The sequence below is a fragment of the Gracilimonas sp. B-17 genome (assembly GCF_056857935.1).
In genome coordinates this window covers 1,265,156-1,286,766 of sequence record NZ_JBSXOA010000012.1, presented here as the reverse complement: position 1 = coordinate 1,286,766, position 21,611 = coordinate 1,265,156, and the positions used below count along the sequence as shown (strand labels likewise).

Here is a 21,611-nt window from a genome sequence, read left to right as displayed (position 1 = left end):
TTCTATCAAGTAAAAGAGTGTGATTCTTGGTATATGCCATGCAATGTAATGAGTATGTATCGAAATTTTGAAGCTGAGGGATCTATTTGGATATAATAGGGGCTTTTTCAAATACTCTTTTCACATAGTTTTTAATGCCTCCCCAAATGTTGTGGTTCTCCTTATAAACCGATAACACCAATCGTTCATGTTTTGATCTGGTCAACATGCCTCCCAAAGTGCTGGAAAGAAATATTTTTGATCGGGAAAGTCTTTTACAGGATGTAAGAGTTAGTTTTTGATTTTGAAATACCAGATTTGCAGTACTCGATTTATAGCTTTCAGTGCCTCTGAGCCAGTCAAAAACGAGGTATCCATTCTCAATACCTCTTTTCATAATGTCGTATATGATCAAATTACTGGGACTGTATTTACGGTATTCGGAGGTATCATCAAAGCCATTTTGAACCGCGTAGATGGTGTGATTGTATTTGTAAGTAAGTTCAACCGCCAGCACTTTCCCATCTTTTTCAGCCCAATTCAATGCTGCGGAACCAGTAATGAATAACTGCAGGCTTGCTGAGCGGTAAAACTCTTTTAGTCTTGGGTCTGCGAAAATACCCGGTTTGTTACAATGGTGCCATCTGTCCTGATGCAGCCTGACCAGCTCGTCAAATATATACTCAAATTCAGAAGTGTCTTTTGCTTCCTTGATCTCAAAGATCTTGTCGTCGTAGACACTTCGAAGGCCCCGCCTGATATTTTTTCGGGTTGACCGGCTTAGGGTGCTTAAATAGAGATCCCAGTCTGAGTCTATCAGGCAATGACTGCAAGAAGAGGCATTTATCAGTTTGAATGACCATGTATCCTGATCTTTCAGGTTAGAAGAAAGGTGCACAAGAAGGCTGTGTTGCGGTACCTCATCCAAAACGATCTGATCAACCCAAAGGCTCATCTCTTCAAATAATTTTGATACCTCTGTTTGAATAGCAGAAACATGATCAGGATGCACGATGATGTCAAGATAACCGCCAAAAGCTTTATCGACCGGGAGTATTCCTCCTTTGGCTGTGGTAATATGTGAGCCGATCAGCTGTAACGATCTGATAAACCTTAACCTGCTTAGCTTTCTATTTTCAATGAAAAACGGGAGGATTGCTACAAGTTCATCCTCCAGCCAATAGGTGATGATATGAAGGTCATTATTTGCTCCAAATACATTCCACCAGGAATACTGCCATTCATGAAGCTGAAAAACATCCGCTCCGGCAATACCTACAAGTTTGTTCCATGAATTTTTCAGATCTTTGAATTCATTCTCTGATCTGTGTACCCTTTTTGAGAGATTTAGAGAATCTGTCCCCATCCTTAATCGACGTATCTATTATTAATCAATTACATCTATCTGTATATTAACTACTTATACAATGCCGCTTAAATTACCAAAATAAGTGAACTATCCAATCATAATGTTTATTTAATTAGTCAAAATAGCAGAGCAGTACATATATGAAAAGATTATTCCGGTTCTATATTCAAAGCAGTTTACATGTAGCTCTTGCGGTAACAGCACTCGCCGCCATTACTTACGATGAATTCGAACTGCTTCCTGATCTATGGGTTCTTGGTTTTGTCTTCCTGGGTACGGTCGTAGGATATAATTTCGTTAAATATTCCGGATTAGGGAATAAACATCACCTTTCGATCACCGGCAACATCAAGGGTTTGAGGATATTTACAACCGTAGCTTTGATAGGGTTGATCTATATTGGGTTTCAGCTCCCCAATACCGTTATTTATTATGGGATGGGTTTTGGAATACTGACACTTATTTATGCAATCCCTGTCTTTAAGGGCAGGAACATGCGGATGCTGAAAGGGTGGAAGATCTTTGTTATTTCTGCTGTTTGGACAGGGGTCACGGTAATCTTACCGCTCATACATTCGGTGAATGTGGTACAGCCGGCTGCGATCATTGAAATGGTTTCAAGGTTCGCTTTCGTGATCGCATTGACGATCCCTTTTGAGATCAGAGACCTGAAATTCGATGAACCGGAGCTTGGTACTTTACCTCAGGTGTTAGGTGTCAGGGAAAGCAGGTTGCTTGGTTCAGGATTGCTGTTGGTATTCTTGTCATTGCAGTTCCTGAATCCGGTCATAACTGAACTTGAACTCTCCCAAACTGCTTTGATCGCAGTGATCACTCTTTGGGCGATCTGGAAAGCCAAAGAAGAGCAGCATACCTATTATGCTTCTTTTTGGGTTGAAAGTATTCCGGTAGTCTGGTATGGACTCTTCCTTTTTAACCGCCTTTAATTCTTTAGCGTAAGTTTGGCCACAGCTTCTATGTGATAGGTCTGAGGGAACATATCCACAGGCTGCACTACCTCGATATCGTATACTTCCTTAAGTTCCTTAAGGTCTCTGGCCATGGTTGAGCTGTTACAGCTTACGTATACAATGCGCGGCACTTTGAGCTCACAGAGTCGTTTAACCACATCAGGGTGCATACCGGCCCTGGGCGGATCTGTGATCAATACATTCGGGGCTCCATACTCTTCCACAATTTCCTGTGTAAACACGTCCTTCATATCACCTTTGATAAAGGAGACATTATCCACTTCATTTTCCTTTGCGTTGAAGCGTGCATTTTCAACTGCTACATCCACCAGTTCGATGCCAAGTACGTGTTTGGCTTTTCGGCTCATATACAAACTAAGTGTGCCAACTCCACAGTAAAGGTCATAAACAATATCATTGTCCTTGATCTCAGCAAAGTCTTTGGCCACATCATATAACTTTTCAGCCTGTGCCGTATTGGTCTGGAAAAAGGCATTCGGATGGATCTTGAAGGAGAACTCACCGATCTTATCTACAATGAAACCCGGTCCATACAACACTTTCTCATATCGGCCGGCAGCAGTTGGGCTTTTGGTATCATTCACATTGTTGACCACTGTTGTGATAAATGGAAACTCCTTCAACAGGGCGTCCTTCAGCTTTTCCATTAACGACTGATCATCTTGATAGGTCACCAGATTGACCATGAAATCGTCCGTGTAATGGGAGTTCCGGATCATGATATGTCTCATGAATCCGGTATTCTCAAGGGTATCATAGGGTTCTATGCCCTGTTCAATGCAATAATTTCTAATGAAATCCAGTATTTGAAATGATTCAGGCACCTGCAGATGACATTCCTTCAGGTTCAGGATCTTATCAAAGCGACCGGGGGCGTGAAGACCGGCTGCAAACGCAGAATCATCTACGTATTCATCACTCTTGATCTCTTCTTCAGTAAGCCAGCGCCGTGAACTGATACTGTATTCCATCTTATTCCGGTAGTAGAACTCCTGATCGGACGCAATGGCTTGTTTCACGATGTCACCGTCCATGTGGCCAATACGGGTGATATGATCCCTGACCTGCTGCCCCTTGTATTCAACCTGCTTTGAATAGGGGATGTGCTGCCAGCTGCAGCCTCCACATACATTGGCATGCCTGCACTTTGGGTCAATACGATGCTCGCTCGGCTCAAGGATCTCCAAAAGCTTGGCTTCCCGGTGTTTCTTTTTCTTTTTGATGATACGGGCTCGAACCTTGTCGCCCGGGGTAGTGCCGGGAACAAATACGGCCAGACCATCTACCTTGGCTAATCCCTTGCCCTTAAAAGCTGCGTCAATGATATTTAATTCTACTTCCTGACCTTTCTTTAGTGCCATAAATTAAACGGATTCCTCTGAAGTATCTTCGTAATAGGATTGAATTTGTAAATTAAGTGCTGTTTGTTCGTCTGCGACCTCAGACAGTTTTCTTGTTGTCACCTGAAGCTGCTTGAGGGCTTTATTGGTAAGTGTTTGCAGGAATTTAACGGCGATCTTGGGATGACGGTCTCTGAGAACTTCAAAATCAGGTTTAAAAAAACCAAGGAGTTCGCAATCTGTTACACACCGTGCTGATGTCTTTCTTCTTAGATTGTAGCCGATGGAAAGAGCACCAAAGCTATCAGGAGAGGTCAGTTCAAGGCAATTTGGTTTATCTTCTGCGGAACTATCTTCCGGTTCACCTACCGTTAGCTCTATGATCCCGTCTTCAATGAAATACATGCCTGTGCCGGGGTCATTTTTATAAAACACATATTCTCCTTCCTTATAGCTTCTTCGGTGGCATAACTGTAGAAATTCATAGCGCTCTGCCGGATTGAGATTCGCCAGGAATTTTGACTTGAAAACAATGTTAGACTGATCTTTCAGCCTTTTGAGTTTGTCGAACATAGCGTCAGGGATTGAGTTTAGAAGGAGTGACCAATACCGAAGTTAAAATATACTTGCTTATTATTTAACCAACCAGACTGAAGGTCGTGCAGGCGGAAGGCAAAATCAAACCGAACCACTACATATTCCCAGTCGAGGCGAAGCCCGGGACCACCTGCAACGGCGATCTGGTTGTAGAAGTTATCAAAACGGAATCGACCCTGTTCGAGCCTATCCTGGTTGTTTTCATCCCTGAAGTCGTTTCGGGGGCCATACCATATATTTCCGGCATCCGCGAAAAGGGCAGCAAACCAGTTGGCTCCCAGGAAATTCCTGATAAAAGGCTGTCTGATCTCGGTAAATGCAGCGAGTTTTATTTCACCGCCGGGGATATTCACATTTTCTGTTGAAATATCGCCGGGGCCAAGCTGAAAAGGAGCCCAACCGCGAATGTCATTACTTCCTCCTGCAAAGAACCTCCGGTTCAGGGGGATTGAAGTGGAACTACCGTAAGGGTGAGCAATTCCACCAAATAAACGCCAGGCAAATACGCCATCCACAGAAATTGGATAGTATTTACGGTAATCGGCAGAAAGTTTGACGTATCGGCTGTAGCTAAGGCTGTTTTCACTTAATCCAAACAGGGAGGGGAGGTTGCCCTCGAGAGTACCGGGTGTGGTCAGGTAATTATCGATCAGATAGGGGATGTTACCGCCAACAGCGACCGAATATTCACTGTAATAACCACGATTTCTTTTTATCAGGTCCGTATTCTGGCTTCTGAAAGTATAGCGGATGGTGGAGGATATCTGGGGATTGAAATCCTCTAGAATTCGCTGAAGTTCAAAAGCATCTACAATGGTGCCATCCGATAAGGTGTCCGTTCCAAACTCATTCCTAAGGTTTCGGATATAGGCAGAGGATGGGTTATTATCCACAAGATCCAGTTCTATCAGATCCAGGAAACTTGAAAAGTTAGAGGTATGATTGACCTCATAACGCATGTTGAAACCCACATCAGAATTGACATCAAACAACAGCTGATCAGAACGGCTGTAGCTTAACAGGTATCTGGTGATACCACTGGTGAATCCCGGCCTGTTATCAAGGAATGAAAATGGAAAATTCAATCGGGGTACGGAGTAATCGGCCGTGAGTTCATAACTTCTGAATACCGAAGACTGTGTGGCGGTCGTATCGATCTGCTCAAGAACTGAAGGGCTCACAAATTCAAAACTGGCATTAGCTCCTATCGTCAGGTTCTCTGCGTTGCCAAATACATTATTATTGGTGTAATCCACGCCAAAACCGGTACCGTAGCCGTATCGTTTCATTCCAAATAATTCGGTAGAAACACTGTGTTTGGTCAGGGTTTGCAGATCGAAGTAGGCTGGTATTTCCTCACGGGTAAAATCGGGTTGTACCTGATCTTCATTCTGGCTAAACCGCTGAATGTATAACATTCCCAGGTTCTGGAATTCGTTAACGGTTTCCAGATACAGTGAATGATCGTACAATTCTCCGGGCTTGAATAATAATTGTTCCGAAAGCAGTTTAAACTTGGATCGGGCTCCTGATTCCTTGAGTAATGAAATAGTGTAGGATGAATCAACGGTATGGGGTGGCCCCCTCAAGGTATCGGTTTCATCAAAATTGACGGGCGGTTCCGTGTCACTTAAACTGACTCTGATATCACCAAATCTATATTGCCTGCCCGGCCTGATGCGATACATGATGTCAAGGGAATGGGAGGCTGTGGTATCCTCTTTTACCAAAGCTATGACCGAGTCACGCTGAACCGAGGCATACCCATTGTTCTTCAGGAAGGTGATGATACGCTGCTGCTCATTACTAAGCGATTGCGAACTATAGGATCGGTTCACGGTGAAAGTGGTATCGTTGATCCTTCCCCGGGTAAAGGGACCGCCTTGCAGAAACTCAAACCGTTTGTTGGGTTCAGTAAATCCCGGAAACCCACTGTAAGTGACAGAGTTGATCCGGTATTGCGGTCCTTCCTCAATGATAAAGGAAACTTCGATCTTGTCTGTACGGTATTCCACGATCGTGGTATCCACCGATACATCAAAATATCCCAGAGATTCATAATAAAGAGTGATCCGTTCCATGTCGTTAGCCACAGCCTGGCGATCCAGATAGGCTGGTTCTTCCCCGAAACGCCCTCCTGAGATCTTCCAAATGGTATACCATGGTGTAAATTGAGGAATACTCAAAAACTCACGATTGGTCCGGGTTCGGACCAGGGTAGTGAGCGTACGATCTTTGATATCCTCATTACCCGAAAAACGAACCCTGCGGACAACATCTTCAGTGTTTTCATCGGTTTCAATGTTCTGGGCAACCGTATTTTGCGGGTAAAGTATTCCAACCCATGTTATAAAACACAGCAGAAATGCTGATATGAGATTTCGGGGATCAGATGTTTGCAAGGCATTACAGAGTCAGGGGTTACAAAGGTCGGACCAGGCCGGCTACAAAATGCAACCGCTACTTCTGCTGAAGGAGCTTAACATTTATACGTCGTCGTAATCGAAACCTTCGTCCTCTTCATTATGGAAGAAGTCTTCTTTACGAATGTAATCAGGCCAGATATCTTCGATACCCTCATACACAGGCTCTTCGCCCTGTTCGATCTCTTCTAGTTCCTCGAGGTTCACAATAACCTGATTAGGCAGGCCATTTCGTTCAGCCCATTCGATCAGTTCTTCACGGGTTGCCGGAAAGGGAGCGTCATCAAGTGCGGCTGCTAATTCTACAGTCCAAATCATATGTATGTAATTATTTTAGAATGAATGAGTGTAATAAACACAAGTGTGAATAAAACACAAGTGAATAAATTAAATTTTTGTTCCAAATTCGTGCCGAAAATATTGTTATCTTCGCACAAATACATCAACTAAATCCTGAGAGGATTATTTTTATGTTTAACAGTTTAGGCGCCCCCGAAATTCTAATCATTGCCATAGTGGTTTTGGTTTTATTTGGAGCTAAGCGAATTCCTGAATTGGCCCGTGGTTTGGGACAAGGGATCAAGGAATTCAGACAGGCTTCAAAAGATATCAAAAAGGAAATTGAGGATAGTTCCAGAGATATCAATGACGCTGCTAATCACGAAGAAACCACCTCTAAAAGCAATTAAAAGCAGAAATTGAATTACATGACTATTTCAGAGACTCGCGAAAAAGTCTTAAACGGAGAAGTACAGCTTCTTGACATTGTAGAACATTACATCTCAAAAATTGAATCCCAGAATAAGGTCATCAATGCCTATGTAGCCACCGATTTTGAGGCGGCCAGAAAGAAGGCAGAATCGATCCAGAAAAAGATCGAAAATGGTGAAGCCGGTAAGCTTGCCGGTGTGGTTTTGGGTATAAAAGATGTAATTGCTGAGCGAGGAAAGAAGCTAACCTGTGCGTCAAAGATGCTCGAGGACTTTGAAAGCGTGTATGATGCAACAGTTATAGAGAGATTATTGGCAGAGGATGCCATACTTATAGGCAAGCTTAATATGGATGAATTTGCCATGGGCTCAGCCAATGAATATACCAACTTCGGTCCGGTCAAAAATCCCCATAATACAGATAAGGTGCCCGGTGGATCTTCAGGTGGAAGTGCCGCTGCTGTTGCCGCTGATATGGCTATGGCCACATTGGGTTCTGATACCGGCGGCTCCATTCGGCAACCGGCTTCTTACTGCGGAGTTGTTGGACTGAAACCAACTTATGGTCGTGTCTCACGTTATGGACTGGTGGCTTTTGCGTCATCATTCGATTGTATCGGCCCTTTAGCGCATTCAGTTGAAGATACTGCCAGGATCCTCGAAGTGATCGCAGGTTTTGACGAAAAGGATAATACCTCTTCTCAGACTGAGACCGGAAATTATGTGGAAGCAGCACTGACCCCAAATAAGAATATAAAGATCGGAGTACCGGAAGAGTTTTTTGGTGATGGGCTGGATCCTGAGATCAAGGAAGGCATTGATAGCTTATTGGGTAAACTGGAAGCCGACGGTGCTGAATTGGTACCTATTAACCTTCCTCATACCAAATATGGCATTGCCACTTATTACATTTTGGCAACCGCTGAAGCCTCGAGTAACCTGGCCCGCTATGATGGCATCAGATATGGCCATCGTGCGGATAAGGAAGAGGTACTGGATGAATTGAAGAAAGAAGAATTAGCCCTGAAGGAACAGTTCGAATTAGCTTCCGGTGAGGAAAAGATCGCCATTCAGCAAAAACTGGCAAAAATGGATTCAGCACTGATACGTCTCTATAAGAAATCCAGGACCGAAGGATTCGGACAAGAGGTAAAACGAAGGATCATGCTTGGGACCTACGTTCTCAGCTCAGGGTATTACGATGCTTATTATGGGAAAGCCCAGAGAGTTCGGAGACTCATTCAGGATGATTATAAAAAAGCTTTTGAAAAGGTAGATGTTATTGTGAGTCCAACAGCTCCAACCACCGCATTTGATATCGGTGATAAACTGGATGATCCGGTACAAATGTATCTGAACGATGTTTACACGATCACAGCCAATCTTGCCGGTATTTGCGGGATCAGTGTTCCAGCCGGGACCCATAGTGATGGCATGCCTTACGGGATTCAGTTCATGGCCGATAGTTTTCAAGAAGAAAAAGTTATTAATGCCGGTCGACTGGCAGAACTTCACACAAAATAAGTTTAGATCACATGATGAATCGACTACAGGGAAAGACAGCGATCATTACAGGTGCAACCGCCGGAATAGGGATGAGCACTGCTATTCAGATGGCTAAATCCGGTGTCGATCTGTACGTGACCGGAAGGAGAGAAGAAAAGCTGCTTCGGCTTAAGGAAGATCTGGAAGACAGATACGGAGTGACAGTCACTGTTTCTGCATTTGATATTCAAGATCCGGATGCCTGCACCAAATTTGTAGAATCCATTGACAAGCCCGTTGATATTTTAGTGAACAACGCCGGGATGGCAAAAGGAACTGATCCAGTGTATTCGGCTTCTTTTGATGACTGGGATGCTATGATCGATACCAACATCAAAGGTTTGTTGTATTTGTCTAAGCTGATATCTGCCAAAATGAAAGATCGTAATGCAGGACATATCATAAACGTGGGATCCATCGCGGGACATGAATCGTATCCCGGTGGTGTGGTCTATACTGCCACAAAACATGCTGTTAAAGCAATTACTGAAGCGACCAAGAAAGACCTCCATGGGACAAAAGTGAGAGTCAGTATGGTGTCTCCCGGTCTTGTGGAAACGGAATTCAGTGAGGTGCGTTTCCGTGGGGACAAAGAGAAAGCGGATATGGTTTATAAAGGGATGCAGCCATTAGTGGCTCAGGATATTGCCGAGATCATACTTTTTATCGCAAACCGCCCAGATCATGTGAACATCATGGATACCATTGTATTTCCGGTCGATCAATCTTCATCCACCATGGTACACCGGGATGAATAAGTGGTTATACCTGCTATTTGTTCTGATCCTCAGTGGATGTAGTGAAGAAAAGAATACGGGTCTTTCCTTTACAGAAAAGGGAAGGGAAGTTCCGGCATTTGATGTTGATTCCGCCTACCATTTTGTAAATGAACAGGTTGAAATGGGGCCAAGGGTTCCAAATTCAGAAGCTCATCAAAAAGCACTGAATTATTTTCAGGAAAAGCTAAGATCATATGCGGGTAACAATGCTGTTTATGTTCAGCGATTTGAAGCAGAAGGTTATGATGAAACCCTGAGTCTCGGAAATGTGATCGCAGCATTCAACCTGAGTTCACCTGACCGTATCATGATCAGTGCGCACTGGGACAGCAGGCCACGGGCAGATATGGATTCAACGGATACTGAGAACCCCATATTAGGAGCTGATGATGGAGCCAGTGGTGTTGGGGTCTTACTTGAACTGGCAAGAATGTTCAGGGATAACCCGCCACCCGTTGGGGTTGATATAGTATTGTTTGACGGAGAAGACTATGGTGAGTCAGGTGATCTTGCCCGTTATTTCCTTGGTTCACGTTATTGGTCTCAAAACCCACCGGTTCCCGGATACAACCCGCGCTTTGGTATATTACTGGACATGGTAGGTGGAATCGTGGCACAGTTTCCCAAAGAACAATACTCAGTCAATTATGCCCCAAATCTTGTAAACGAGGTATGGAATATTGCCGCAGAAAAGGGGTATGGAGAACTCTTTCTCAATGAACAAGGGGCTGCTGTTTCAGATGATCATGTGATAGTGAATGAACAAGCCGGAATTCCCATTATTAATATCATACATCATTACCGTAAAAGTAATGGGGTAGCTGAATTTCCACCGTACTGGCATACTCAAGCTGATGATATGGATATCATTAGCAAAGAAACTCTGCAGGCGGTCGGTGATGTCATGGCAGAACTAATTTACAATAGATTGTAATGGATTATATTGAACTCCGTATCTCAGTCAAAGATGATTTTCATGAATTACTGATCGCTGAGCTATTTGAAAGGGATTTTGAGGGATTCGAACAAGATGATGATCTGCTTATTGCTACTATTCCCGCTACCCGTTTTGATGACTCCAAGAGAGAAGAGATCGAGAGAATTGTCATGGCTCTTGGAGTGGAATCATCTATTCTGTCAGAAACAGTGATCGGTCCACAGAATTGGAATGAGGAATGGGAGCGTACCATACAGCCGCAAACCATCGGTAAGTTTTACGTTCATCCCACATGGAAAAGTTTTGATGGGGATCTGGGAGATAAGATCGACCTGCTGATAGATCCTAAGATGGCATTTGGAACAGGATATCATGCTACAACAAGGGTCATGCTTGAATGGCTGCCCGAGGTAGTCTCAAATAATGATAAGGTTCTGGATGCCGGGACCGGAACTGGTATTTTAGCGATCGCTGCCCTGAAACTCGGAGCTCAGAGTGCATTTGGATTTGATATTGATGAATGGAGTGAGACCAATGCCAAAGAAAATATTCTGCTGAATGAAGTAGATAATTTTGAAGTCAAACTCGGTTCAACTGAGGTTATCCCAAAGGGTGAAAACTATGATCTCATCCTGGCTAATATTAATCGTAATGCTTTGATTGAGTTATTGCCTGAACTGGTAACTCGCTTATCAGTTAATGGAAAGATCCTGCTTTCCGGATTACTCGAAGAGGATGAAGAGGCTATTCGAAGTCTCGATTCTGTAAGCCGCCTTAGATACGTTGGTACTCGTCAACACGGAGAGTGGATCGCAATTCTGTTTTCAAAATGATGAGATCTGCAATTGATATCGGAACAAATTCAGTTCTTCTTTTGGTGGCTGAGAAGAAGAAAAAAGGAATCATAGAGCCTGTACACGAAGTTCAGAGACTGCCCAGGCTGGGCAAGGGTGTGGATGCACAAAAGGTGATCAACGAAGCTTCTACCGGGAGAGTGATCGATGTATTGCTGGAATATAAGACCTTGCTTAAAGAATCTTACCCTGAAGCCGGTCAACCGGTTGTAACAGCCACCAGTGCTGTCAGGGATGCTTACAATCGGGATGAATTCATTCAAAAGGTCAGGGAAGAGACCGGGTACGAAATTCGGTTGCTATCTGGAAAGGAGGAGGCTAAATGGACGGCAGCCGGTGCCTTATCCATGATCGAGAAACCAAAGAATGGAAGGGGTGAATATCTTATTCTGGATATTGGTGGAGGAAGTACAGAGGTCGCACATGTCAGAGATCAATATCTAATCGATAAATATTCATTCGATATGGGGTCTGTTCGTTTTACAGAACGCTTTTTAAAAAATGATCCCCCGATGGAAAAGGAAATTGAGTCCTGTCGTGCGATCATTAAGACAACATTCAGGAACCGGTTCTTCCATAACAATTCCTATTTTAAAGCCGTAGGGGTAGCAGGTACCGTTACGTCACTGGCTGCAATAATCATGGAACTGGATGCTTATGATCCATCAGAAATGAACGACGTGATCATTTACCGGGATGAGCTCCGGGAAGTGATAGGAAAATTTATTGACCGGCCTTCAGATGAGATGCTGAGATCTTATCCAAACATTCTGAAGGGAAGGGTTGATATCTTTTTGGCAGGATTGTTGATCCTGGATGGGTTTATGGAACGATTCGAACGAAAAGAGCTGACGGTCTCAACCGGTGGTATCCGACATGGGGCCATTTTAAATACAAAATAAAAAAGCGTTACTTTCATTAAGCAACGCTTTTTAGAGTCCTGATAACAGTTAAATACTAGAACGGAAATCGAAGTCCGGCACCAATATTCAGCTGATCAGCATCACTGATCACAAATTTTGCTTCAGCAAAGAGTTCAGCAAAATCTAAATTATATTCCAGACCTGCTCCTAAATTCAGTCCTGTTTCATTATTTGAACTGCTTCCAAATCCATCGATCTCAACAGATGCATTAAAGAAGTTCAAACCGGCCAACGCATACGCATTCAATCCCTGGTCAGGATCAGAAAAGAACATATAGTTTCCGTTAATGTTAAGTTCCCAGTAATTGATGTTGCCACCATTCACATCTTCGGGAAAATAATAGCCAAAATCAGCAACACCCCTGAATTGTTCGTTGATCGTGTAGACCCCGTCAACTCGAATTCCAAGCTGTTCAACCTCGGAACCATACATTAGGCCGACACCGGCTTTGAATTGAGCCTGTGCGCTTTCTACAGCCAAAATTGAGAAAAGAACCAAGAATATAGAAGTAGTTAATTTTTTCATGAGTAGTTAATTTTGTTCAAATTGTAGTTGATACATTTCTGCTTCAACTATTAATGCGTAAAGTGTACTAAAAAAGGTTCATATTTAAAATTATACTTAAAAAAATCATTTTCATTTATTGTAGTGTTTGTATTTTAAGGGCTGAATTAATTCAGATATGTCAGAAGAAAACTCAGAATTAGAAAATAACTCACCGCGAAAAAATGCCTCTGCCAGTAGTCTGGAGGATGATGCTTTAGTCAGTGAAGCTCTGGCAGGCAGGGAAGACTCCTACAGCAAACTTGTAGATAAGTATCAGAAACCGCTCTATTTCCATATCCGGAAAATGATAAAAGAGGTTGAACTGGTTGATGATCTTGTTCAGGAGGTCTTTATGAAAGCGTTTCATAATCTCAATTCCTACAGCAATGAGTATGCCTTCTCAACGTGGATCTACAGAATCGCGACAAACCATACCATCGATTATCTGAGAAAGAAAAAACTTCAGACATTGTCCATAGATCAGCCCTATAAAACCAAGGATGGTGATATGGAAATGCAGCTGCCGGATGAAAGCTTTTCTACAGATCAACCGGTGATGAAGAAAGAGCGAAAGGCTATTGTACAGGAGGCCATCGATGATCTTCCTGAAAAATATCGGCTTGTGATCGAAATGCGGCATATGGAAGAGAAAACCTACCAGGAGATCGCAGAGATACTGGATCTGCCATTAGGGACTGTAAAAGCTCATATTTTCAGGGCTCGTGAGTTATTATACAAAGCACTCATTGATAAGAGAGATAAAATTTAAAAACTTTATCTGAGCCTGTTTTATTTATTTTTTCGCATATAAGGGTACAACTTTTAATCAAAAACCAATTTTAATATGAAAAACTATAGCCTAAGACTGTTTTCAGCTATTTTTATAATGTCCTTATTTGTCTGGACATCCTGCGGCAGTGATGATCCCGTTTCCGGAATGGAAGGAGACCCTCCAGCTTTACCGCAATTCCAGGAGATAGAACCTGATCTTTCCTATTTTATGGATAATAATCCCAAGATCCAGACCACAGATAATTTCTATGAAGGGAAATCTTATGCCCTGGGGCTTGCTATGTTCGGACAATTCAGTCAGATCTATGGTTCATTCTTTAGTTCGGCCAGTACAAATGGAGCTGAATTCAATGACGGAGTTTGGACATGGACCTACTCTTATGCGTTTGAAGGACAATCTGTCTCAATTGAGTTGACGGCACAAGAATTAGTTGATTCAATAAGATGGGAGATGAACTGGTCTTTTGATGATGGTCAGGGCAACTCGTTTGAGAACTATACCATGGTGGAAGGAAACACCGCCAAAGACGGTTCATCCGGAAACTGGACCTTCAATTCCCTGAATCCGGATACTAACTCTGAAGAACCTTTCATGATATCCGAGTGGGAGAGAAACGGAGATGACCAATATGAATTGACTGCCTATTTCTATGATGAAGGTGTTCAGGGAGAAGAGTTCTATACCTTTACGCAAAACAGTACTTCCTTTGATATAACCTATGTATACGGTACTGAAACTATACTGGTCCATTGGGATAGTGCCACTGAAACAGGATATTATCAGATAGGTGATGACCCAAATAACCGTTACTGCTGGGATAGTCAGTTTCAGGACGTGAGTTGTGGCGCCTGATCTGATTTAGTTGTTCTATTAAAATAAACTTTTTAAATGACTTAAAAAGCCGACTAGTCCAGGGTCGGTTTTTTTAATTCAGGAATTCATCTGATCCAAAATTTTATGAATTTCTTTTACCTCAGAATGATCGCTGCCTAATATTTCAATTCTAATGTCAAGGCTTTGGTTGTAGTACTTGCGAGCTGTTTCAGTATTATTCCTTCTAAGTTCCAGATTCCCCAGGATCTTGTAAACCACTGCATTATATAAATGTTTTTCGCCTACTTTTTCTTTTTGGATATCTAGGGCGTTAAATAACACTTCTTCAGCTTCTTTAAACCTGCTCATTCCCACATAAAGATTTCCAAGATTACGATAGGAAAAAGCAGTATTGATATGATTCTCACCAAAGTTATTTATGGTGAGATCAAGGGCCTGGTTGAAAAGCTTTAATGCTTCATCGTATTTACCCTGATCTTCTAGTACAGCTCCAAGATTTCTGGTAGATGTAATTACAGCAGAATGTGATTCCCCATAAAGTTCCTTGGTCATTTCCAAAGCCTGCCGGTTATACTCCTCCGATTTGATCAGATCACCAGTTTGTGAGTAGAGCAGGGCAAGATTAGATAAATTAGCGGCCAAACCGGGATGAGGACCGTCTATAAGCTTGTCTACCATATTGTAGGACATCATTTGATAGTCGAGTGCTTCTTCATACTTATCTAAAGTTCTAAGGATGGAAGCTTGAATATAATAGGTCTCAGCTAATCGGATATCCGACTCGCCATATAACCTTTTTTGTACTTCAATGGCCTCATTATTTGCTTCTACAGCTTCCTCCAATTGATCATTGACCCTTAGAACGTATGCCATAGCACTTAGTCTGGCTGCGTAGCTTGTATCGGCCTTTGTTCCGGTCAGTGGCTGTAACTCTAATGACCGTCGAAAGTGTTTTAATGATTCATCATAATTTCCATTATCACGATTAACCAAAGCCAATATGAAATTTGAACTGGCTAACTCAATTTCATCCTGATCATCAAGTTCTTCATTGATCCTTATAGCTTCATGAGCCAGGCTATCTGAGATATCAAGAACTTCCAGACTATGATATATATTTGCGAATAAATTAAGCATCGAAATTTGTACATCTTTCTGATTGTTCAGGTTTGAAACCTGTTTATGTCCTTCATCCAGAAGCTGCCTTGCACTAATTTCTTCACCTTGTGATATCTCCGGGTAATTCTGTGAAAACAGTCCGGTTAGAAAACTGGATATTTGAGTGGCTTTTTGAGATTCCAACTGTGCTTTCTGTTCATTTATTGATAACTGATAGGTATAGAAAGCTACTAAACCGGTTATAACAATAAGCATAGCAAGGGTGGGGGTCAGGTATTTCTTATTACGCTTGATATATTTTTTCAGTCGATATTTTCTGTTTCCCTTAGTGGCGAGTACAGGGTAGTCAGACTCATAGTTTTCTATGTCATTTAGGAAGGCTTGTGCACTATGATACCGCTCTTCAGGTTCCTTCCTCATTGTTTTTGAAACGATGGCTTCCAGGTCTCTTTTTAAGGTCTTCATCAAAGATTTTTTCGAGATACTAAAGTGACCTTGAATTTCTTTTTCAGTGACCTCTGAAAGTGATGCCGTAAGTGATTTCGGAGTTTCATTCAATATGACCTTTTCTACTTCATGAATACTCTTATCTGATAGGTCAAATGGCGTGTCATTAGTTAATAAAAGATGCAGCAAGGTACCCAGGGCGTAGATATCTGTCTGTATAAGAGGCGGTTTTTCAAGAATCTGTTCAGGTGCTGCATATTGGGGAGTCCACAGGCGTTGCCCCTGTTTTGTTAATTTTATGTCAGAAGCAGAATCATCCTGCATTAGTTTAGCTATACCAAAATCAAGTATCTTAACCCTTCCGTTCTTATTTATTAAGATGTTTGAGGGTTTAAGATCCCGATGGACCACTAAATTTGAATGGGCAAAATCGATCGCTTTCAGAACTTCCTTAAAAAGAATAAGACGCTCATTTATATTCAGCTTATTCTTGTTACAATATTCGTCGATAGGTGTCCCATCGATATATTCCATGATGAGGTAGGGAGATCCATTATCCAGAACACCACCATCTAAAAGCAGGGCAATATTCGGATGTTTCAGGTTACCCAGAATCTTTTTCTCCTGACTAAACCTTAACCTGATGTCTTTTGACATGCTTCTCTGATTCAGGAACTTGATAGCCACCTTTTGATCGAACTCACCATCCACGCGTTCTCCCAAATATACCTGACCCATGCCGCCTTCATCAATAAGCTTTGAGATCTGATAATTACCAACTTTTTTCCCAATTAGTGAATGGGTGCCGTCTGTTTCAGTTTCCTTTTGTTGCCTGGATAGATCATTGACCAGGTCAGAGTTTTCCCCAGCCATGTCAGATAAAAAACCACTTTTTTCAGATTCATAGATATGGTCCAGGTATTCCCGGACCTCCCTGATCAGGTCCTCATCGTCTCCACAGGTGGTTTTTAAATAATCATCTTTTTTGTCTTCCGGTAAGGTGAGAAGAGTATCAATTATCTGGTGAATTGTTTCCCATCGTTTTTTATCCATAGTAATGTATTAGCAGGTTTTTATTCCGAAAGGCGTAAAGTTTATAAGAAAGAGCTCATATTTATTCTTTCAGTTCTTTATGCAGCCAACCCCGAGCTTTGGACCATTCTCGTTTAACTGTACTGGGTGAAACTCCCAGCACCTCCGCGGTATTTTCAACGCTCATTTCCCCGAAATAGCGGTACTCCACAACTTTGGCCATCCTTTCATCAAAAGTGGCCAGCTTTTCTAAAGCAGCATCAATATCTATCAAATTCTTTGCTTGTTCCTTTTGACGCATAAATGCATCAACATAAGTCAGATCACGTTCGGATCCCCCACGCTTCTCAGCCATTTTTTTACGTGCATGGTCTATCAAAATTTGCCTCATGCAGGTAGAGGCAATGGCATAAAAGTGAGCCCTGCTTTCCCAGGAGATCTCATCGTAGTTAATCAGTTTCAGGTAAGCTTCGTGTACGAGGTCTGTTTTAGAGTAGGTATTTTTTTTGTACTCATTCGATAATTGACGGCATGCAATGTCTTTTAATACATCATAAACATGAGGCATTAATCGATCATATGCCTCTGGGTTGTCTTTACCGGCCTCGATCAGAAGTGCAGTAATATTGTTTTTATCGCTCATCCTAATATTTGTACAAACCCATTGATATCAAGACCTAATCTTATAAAAAAAACTAAATAATCCTAATAACAGTCATTTATAGGGAACGTGAAAATAATATGACCCCTGTTTGAATTATATCTCGCCTTAGTAATTGAAGCCCGCTTTATCCTATGTACGGGGCAGACTATCAATTCAATTATTTTATAAATAAGGGTGTCAGATATGAACAAATCAAAACTATTACATGGTCGAATACAGTGGCTCATTATTTTGATCTTATCTCTTTTTATGTACGCTTGTCAGAACAGTGGGACAGGGTCAGGAGGTGGAGAGGAAGAGCTGGAACCACAAATTACAGGGATAAACCCTGAACAAGGGGCAGTTGGGACGCAGGTGATAATCAGTGGTACTGATTTCAGTACGGATACAGATGATATCTCAGTGGAATTCAACGGTACGATATCTGAAGTTGTTTCTGCGACATTGAGTAGTATTGAAACAAGGGTTCCTGAAAATGCAACAACCGGACCAATTTCGATTACGGTAAGGAATGTAACAGTGACCGGGCCTTCATTTGAAGTCCTGCCCGATGCTCCCGGAATTTCTTCTGTTGAACCGGATAGTGGCAAAGTCGGTGATCAGGTAGTAATAAGTGGTGAAGACTTTGGCACCTCACCTTCATCGGTTACTGTTGAGTTTGATAATATTCCCGCTACTGTAAGTTCAATTTCTGATACTTCTATAGAAACCTCAATACCTGAAGGGGTGTCTGGTGGCACCATTGATATTACCGTTACGGTCAACAGCATTACGGCAACTTATACCGGGTTTGATATTATTGTAGAGCAAGCGGCACTGATTCCACAGACAATTGATGCAGGAGGATATCATACTTGTGCCCTGGATGAGGAGTCTGATGCATATTGCTGGGGTAATAATACAGAAGGACAACTGGGTACCGGTGTAACCAGTGGCAAAAGAGATGAGCCACAGGCAGTTCGAATGTTGTTTGGATCAAAATTTCAACAGATCAGTGTGGGTCTTAATCATACGGCTGCAATTGACCTGACTGGAAATATTTGGGTATGGGGAGCTAATTTTGACGGCCAGCTTGGGGATGGTACAACTCAATACTCTCCATTCATGAAACAGGTGGTATTCCCTGAAGCATTAACTTTTACAAAAGTAGAAGCTGGGAGAAGGCATACAGTAGCCCTTGACCAGAATGGAGAAGTTTGGACCTGGGGACATAATGGAAGTGGACAGTTGGGGGACAGTACAACTACCGATCGTTTGACTCCGGTCAAGGTTCTAATGCCTGAAGGTGTGACCTTCACCGATGTATATGCAGCAGGTGGCAGAACTATGGCCTTGACGGCATCAGGCGAATACTGGAGTTGGGGATTTAATGGCAATGGAAGGCTCGGAGACGGCACTACTGAAGATAAGCTGGTTCCTGTGAAAGGTATCCTCCCAGGTGGTGTGACATTGACTGAATTAAGTGTTGGTGATACTTATAACTTAGGCCTCGACACCAGTGGTAAACTATGGGCATGGGGCTTCAATGGGGATGGTCAATTAGGTAACGGTACAACAGATCACAGTTCTAAACTGATGCCCGTAGATCTGCCGTCAAATATAACTGTTGAATCATTCTCAGCCGGAAGGCGACATAACCTGGCTATTGCTTCAGACGGGTCGGTCTGGGCTTGGGGAAATAATAATTTTGGAGCCATAGGCAATGGAAACTTTGATGCAGATGAAACGACCCCTGTTATGGTACAGGTGCCATCCGGAGAACAATTTCAAATGATCAGTGCAGGATTGGATTATTCCATGGCGATCAGTGGAAATGATGAAATTTGGGGATGGGGATTCAATAATGACGGACAGATCGGAGACAGTACCAGAACGGATCGTTATTTACCTGTAAAAATAAACTTTACCGCAGAATAGAATTTATACTAAGAACTCAAAAACAGAACTATGAGACATTCGATATATTTATTTACAATAATCATCATAATGGTTTCCATTCTTGGGACGGGCTGTAATAAGAGCAGTGATCCGGTTCCAACAGGCAATGACCTTGATCCCCAAATTACGGGTATTTCACCTCAAAGTGGACCAGTTGGAGCCAATGTAACGATCTCAGGAACAGATCTGAGCAGTGAATCATCAGAGTTGTCAGTTACATTCAATGGGACGGAGTCTGATATATTATCCGCCACGTTAACCAGTATAGAAACTACAGTACCTGAAGGAGCAACATCAGGAGTAGTGTCTGTAACAGTTCGCGGTACCACGATCGATGGTCCTTCGTTTACCGTTGAAGAACCCACTCCACAAATCTCATCTATTACTCCCGACACAGCTTTTGTTGGGGAGGAGATCACCATCAGGGGGAATAATTTTGGAGTAGATTCCACCGAAGTGTCGGTGATCATCTCCAATATTACAGCTAACGTAGTTCAGTTCAGTGATTCCTTGATAGTAGCTAAAGTGGTTAATCCGGAGGGAGATACAGGCCTCATTGATGTAGAAGTTATGGTCAATAATACCTCCTCACAGATCTATAATGATTTCTATATTCTTCGAATAAAGTCTGTGGCAACGGGCGAATTTCATAGTTGTGCTATTACTTTGGAAGGCAACGCCTATTGTTGGGGTGATAATGAATTTGGGCAATTAGGGAATAATTCGTTTACAGACAGTCCATATCCTGTAGCCGTAGACGTTCCTGACGGTGTTAAATTCTCTTCTGTAACCGCTAACAGATACCATACGCTAGCGATCGATGAATCTGGACAGGTATGGGGCTGGGGTGATAACTCTGCAGGAGAGCTCGGGGACGGTTCTACAACCGGCCAAAATGTACCCGTTCAGGCTGCACTGCCTCAAGGAATTACAATCACTAAAATAAGTACTGGTATTGCTCATACACTTGCTCTGGATGAAAATGGGCAGGCCTGGGCATGGGGGTTAAACAGTTCAGGTAGATTGGGTGACGGAACTGAAACGAATAGTCTGACACCATTATTGGTCTTGCAACCTGAAAATACTGTTTTCACAGATTTGGATGCCGGTCTGTTTCATTCTTTGGCACTTGATGAAGTCGGTCAGGTATGGGCCTGGGGTAACAACAGAGATGGTAAGTTAGGTGATGGAACCACAACAAACAGACTTGAACCTACCCTGATCGAAATGCCAACCGGAGTTGAATTCAAAGAAATATCAGGTGGTGAGGATCATTCTTTGGGTTTGACCACAACCGGTGACGTTTGGACATGGGGAAGCAATGAAATCGGTCAACTTGGAGGCAGTATGCTCAACTCGAGTGCAACCCCTGTACAAGCTGACCTGCCTGTTGGGTTGATGATAGAATCTATTGATGCAGGTAATTTTCACAACTTAGCAATTGCGAGTACTGATGAACTTTGGGGTTGGGGGTCTGCCGGTTCCGGTAGTTTAGGTCCAGGGTTTACGTCAGCTACGGTTTCTCAACCTACGTTATTAGAAACCCCTTCAGAAATTGGTTTCTATGCACTAAACGCCAATAAAAATCATTCATTAGCACTGTCAAAAAATGGAGCAATACCATTTGCCTGGGGAAGGAATGATACTGGGCAGTTAGGTGATGGTTCGATGAGGTCAGTCAGATCTGATATTCAAGAAGTAGTTTTCAATCGGGATTGAGATGAATAAAATGACTCACTTTAAAAAGGGCTTAGGTCACCTTTAATAGGGAGATAATGTCGCGCAATAA

Annotated in this window: 19 protein-coding genes; 11 read left to right on the top strand and 8 right to left on the bottom strand. The window is 42.5% G+C overall.

The window, feature by feature from the left end; all coding sequences use genetic code 11:
- Nucleotides 1–82 precede the first annotated feature (82 nt).
- Nucleotides 83–1,345 carry a GNAT family N-acetyltransferase gene (locus AC13FX_RS13975; RefSeq protein WP_482881470.1) on the bottom strand — a complete coding sequence of 421 codons (1,263 nt, stop codon included), beginning with the start codon at nt 1,343–1,345 and terminating at the stop codon, nt 83–85.
- A 143-nt stretch (nt 1,346–1,488) separates the two neighbouring features.
- Between AC13FX_RS13975 and AC13FX_RS13970 the strand changes: the two genes are divergently transcribed.
- Nucleotides 1,489–2,295, top strand: coding sequence for a UbiA prenyltransferase family protein (locus AC13FX_RS13970; RefSeq protein WP_482881469.1), 807 nt, complete (start codon nt 1,489–1,491; stop codon nt 2,293–2,295).
- On the opposite strand, the gene rlmD is transcribed toward AC13FX_RS13970, so the two are convergent.
- From rlmD to AC13FX_RS13950, 4 genes are all read right to left on the bottom strand, one after another.
- The gene (rlmD, locus tag AC13FX_RS13965; protein ID WP_482881468.1) at nt 2,292–3,701 is read right to left on the bottom strand and encodes a 23S rRNA (uracil(1939)-C(5))-methyltransferase RlmD; all 1,410 of its coding nucleotides are present in this window, start codon (nt 3,699–3,701) and stop codon (nt 2,292–2,294) included. The genes AC13FX_RS13970 and rlmD overlap by 4 nt on opposite strands.
- 3 nt (nt 3,702–3,704) lie before the next feature.
- Complete coding sequence (locus AC13FX_RS13960; RefSeq protein ID WP_482881466.1) at nt 3,705–4,253, bottom strand: cyclic nucleotide-binding domain-containing protein; 549 nt, start codon at nt 4,251–4,253, stop codon at nt 3,705–3,707.
- A 17-nt stretch (nt 4,254–4,270) separates the two neighbouring features.
- Nucleotides 4,271–6,679, bottom strand: a complete 2,409-nt coding sequence (locus AC13FX_RS13955; RefSeq protein WP_482881464.1) for a BamA/TamA family outer membrane protein — start codon at nt 6,677–6,679, stop codon at nt 4,271–4,273.
- An 84-nt stretch (nt 6,680–6,763) separates the two neighbouring features.
- Entirely contained in the window at nt 6,764–7,018 is a 255-nt protein-coding gene (locus tag AC13FX_RS13950) for a DUF2795 domain-containing protein (RefSeq protein WP_020402200.1), read from the bottom strand.
- A 152-nt stretch (nt 7,019–7,170) separates the two neighbouring features.
- Here AC13FX_RS13950 and AC13FX_RS13945 point away from each other — a divergent pair, with 152 nt between their 5' ends.
- Genes AC13FX_RS13945 through AC13FX_RS13920 form a run of 6 tightly spaced genes read left to right on the top strand, consistent with a single transcriptional unit; the run spans nt 7,171 to nt 12,427 of the window.
- Nucleotides 7,171–7,389, top strand: a complete 219-nt coding sequence (locus AC13FX_RS13945; RefSeq protein ID WP_103664871.1) for a Sec-independent protein translocase subunit TatA/TatB — start codon at nt 7,171–7,173, stop codon at nt 7,387–7,389.
- Between the two features lie 18 nt (nt 7,390–7,407).
- Nucleotides 7,408–8,934, top strand: a complete 1,527-nt coding sequence (locus AC13FX_RS13940) for an amidase family protein (RefSeq protein ID WP_482881462.1) — start codon at nt 7,408–7,410, stop codon at nt 8,932–8,934.
- Nucleotides 8,935–8,945: 11 nt separating this feature from the next.
- On the top strand, nt 8,946–9,713 hold the full coding sequence (locus AC13FX_RS13935; protein ID WP_482881461.1) for an SDR family NAD(P)-dependent oxidoreductase: 768 nt from the start codon (nt 8,946–8,948) through the stop codon (nt 9,711–9,713).
- The gene (locus tag AC13FX_RS13930; protein ID WP_482881460.1) at nt 9,706–10,668 is read left to right on the top strand and encodes a M28 family peptidase; all 963 of its coding nucleotides are present in this window, start codon (nt 9,706–9,708) and stop codon (nt 10,666–10,668) included. The genes AC13FX_RS13935 and AC13FX_RS13930 overlap by 8 nt, the downstream gene beginning before the upstream one ends.
- Nucleotides 10,668–11,504 carry a 50S ribosomal protein L11 methyltransferase gene (prmA, locus tag AC13FX_RS13925; protein ID WP_482881459.1) on the top strand — a complete coding sequence of 279 codons (837 nt, stop codon included), beginning with the start codon at nt 10,668–10,670 and terminating at the stop codon, nt 11,502–11,504. The genes AC13FX_RS13930 and prmA overlap by 1 nt, the downstream gene beginning before the upstream one ends.
- Complete coding sequence (locus tag AC13FX_RS13920) at nt 11,501–12,427, top strand: Ppx/GppA phosphatase family protein (RefSeq protein WP_482881458.1); 927 nt, start codon at nt 11,501–11,503, stop codon at nt 12,425–12,427. The genes prmA and AC13FX_RS13920 overlap by 4 nt, the downstream gene beginning before the upstream one ends.
- 55 nt (nt 12,428–12,482) lie before the next feature.
- Here the strand turns inward: AC13FX_RS13920 and AC13FX_RS13915 are convergent, their stop codons facing one another.
- Nucleotides 12,483–12,974, bottom strand: coding sequence for an outer membrane beta-barrel protein (locus AC13FX_RS13915; RefSeq protein WP_482881457.1), 492 nt, complete (start codon nt 12,972–12,974; stop codon nt 12,483–12,485).
- Nucleotides 12,975–13,131: 157 nt separating this feature from the next.
- On the opposite strand from AC13FX_RS13915, the gene AC13FX_RS13910 reads away from it, so the two are divergent.
- Nucleotides 13,132–13,764 (top strand): RNA polymerase sigma factor, encoded by a 633-nt coding sequence (locus AC13FX_RS13910; RefSeq protein WP_482881456.1) that lies wholly within the window; start codon nt 13,132–13,134, stop codon nt 13,762–13,764.
- A gap of 117 nt (nt 13,765–13,881) precedes the next feature.
- Complete coding sequence (locus AC13FX_RS13905) at nt 13,882–14,640, top strand: hypothetical protein (protein WP_482881455.1); 759 nt, start codon at nt 13,882–13,884, stop codon at nt 14,638–14,640.
- 78 nt (nt 14,641–14,718) lie between these two features.
- Here the strand turns inward: AC13FX_RS13905 and AC13FX_RS13900 are convergent, their stop codons facing one another.
- Both AC13FX_RS13900 and AC13FX_RS13895 read right to left on the bottom strand, forming a co-directional pair.
- Entirely contained in the window at nt 14,719–17,241 is a 2,523-nt protein-coding gene (locus tag AC13FX_RS13900; RefSeq protein ID WP_482881453.1) for a tetratricopeptide repeat protein, read from the bottom strand.
- A 61-nt stretch (nt 17,242–17,302) separates the two neighbouring features.
- A complete protein-coding gene (locus AC13FX_RS13895) occupies nt 17,303–17,863 on the bottom strand; it encodes a sigma-70 family RNA polymerase sigma factor (protein WP_482881451.1) in 561 nt (186 codons plus the stop codon).
- Between the two features lie 204 nt (nt 17,864–18,067).
- Between AC13FX_RS13895 and AC13FX_RS13890 the strand changes: the two genes are divergently transcribed.
- Both AC13FX_RS13890 and AC13FX_RS13885 read left to right on the top strand, forming a co-directional pair.
- Nucleotides 18,068–19,801, top strand: a complete 1,734-nt coding sequence (locus tag AC13FX_RS13890) for an RCC1 domain-containing protein (protein ID WP_482881450.1) — start codon at nt 18,068–18,070, stop codon at nt 19,799–19,801.
- Nucleotides 19,802–19,831: 30 nt separating this feature from the next.
- Nucleotides 19,832–21,541 (top strand): RCC1 domain-containing protein, encoded by a 1,710-nt coding sequence (locus AC13FX_RS13885; protein WP_482881449.1) that lies wholly within the window; start codon nt 19,832–19,834, stop codon nt 21,539–21,541.
- Nucleotides 21,542–21,611 lie beyond the last annotated feature (70 nt).

Excerpts from the sequence above, each read along its gene's own strand:
- AC13FX_RS13950 (WP_020402200.1), bottom strand. The coding sequence starts at position 7,018 with ATGATTTGGACTGTAGAATTAGCAGCCGCACTTGATGACGCTCCCTTT.
- AC13FX_RS13885 (WP_482881449.1), top strand. The coding sequence starts at position 19,832 with ATGAGACATTCGATATATTTATTTACAATAATCATCATAATGGTTTCC.
- AC13FX_RS13940 (WP_482881462.1), top strand. The coding sequence starts at position 7,408 with ATGACTATTTCAGAGACTCGCGAAAAAGTCTTAAACGGAGAAGTACAG.
- rlmD (WP_482881468.1), bottom strand. The coding sequence starts at position 3,701 with ATGGCACTAAAGAAAGGTCAGGAAGTAGAATTAAATATCATTGACGCA.
- AC13FX_RS13910 (WP_482881456.1), top strand. The coding sequence starts at position 13,132 with ATGTCAGAAGAAAACTCAGAATTAGAAAATAACTCACCGCGAAAAAAT.
- AC13FX_RS13935 (WP_482881461.1), top strand. The coding sequence starts at position 8,946 with ATGATGAATCGACTACAGGGAAAGACAGCGATCATTACAGGTGCAACC.
- AC13FX_RS13890 (WP_482881450.1), top strand. The coding sequence starts at position 18,068 with ATGAACAAATCAAAACTATTACATGGTCGAATACAGTGGCTCATTATT.
- AC13FX_RS13920 (WP_482881458.1), top strand. The coding sequence starts at position 11,501 with ATGATGAGATCTGCAATTGATATCGGAACAAATTCAGTTCTTCTTTTG.
- AC13FX_RS13975 (WP_482881470.1), bottom strand. The coding sequence starts at position 1,345 with ATGGGGACAGATTCTCTAAATCTCTCAAAAAGGGTACACAGATCAGAG.
- AC13FX_RS13960 (WP_482881466.1), bottom strand. The coding sequence starts at position 4,253 with ATGTTCGACAAACTCAAAAGGCTGAAAGATCAGTCTAACATTGTTTTC.
- AC13FX_RS13895 (WP_482881451.1), bottom strand. The coding sequence starts at position 17,863 with ATGAGCGATAAAAACAATATTACTGCACTTCTGATCGAGGCCGGTAAA.
- AC13FX_RS13930 (WP_482881460.1), top strand. The coding sequence starts at position 9,706 with ATGAATAAGTGGTTATACCTGCTATTTGTTCTGATCCTCAGTGGATGT.
- prmA (WP_482881459.1), top strand. The coding sequence starts at position 10,668 with ATGGATTATATTGAACTCCGTATCTCAGTCAAAGATGATTTTCATGAA.
- AC13FX_RS13905 (WP_482881455.1), top strand. The coding sequence starts at position 13,882 with ATGTCCTTATTTGTCTGGACATCCTGCGGCAGTGATGATCCCGTTTCC.
- AC13FX_RS13900 (WP_482881453.1), bottom strand. The coding sequence starts at position 17,241 with ATGGATAAAAAACGATGGGAAACAATTCACCAGATAATTGATACTCTT.
- AC13FX_RS13945 (WP_103664871.1), top strand. The coding sequence starts at position 7,171 with ATGTTTAACAGTTTAGGCGCCCCCGAAATTCTAATCATTGCCATAGTG.
- AC13FX_RS13970 (WP_482881469.1), top strand. The coding sequence starts at position 1,489 with ATGAAAAGATTATTCCGGTTCTATATTCAAAGCAGTTTACATGTAGCT.
- AC13FX_RS13915 (WP_482881457.1), bottom strand. The coding sequence starts at position 12,974 with ATGAAAAAATTAACTACTTCTATATTCTTGGTTCTTTTCTCAATTTTG.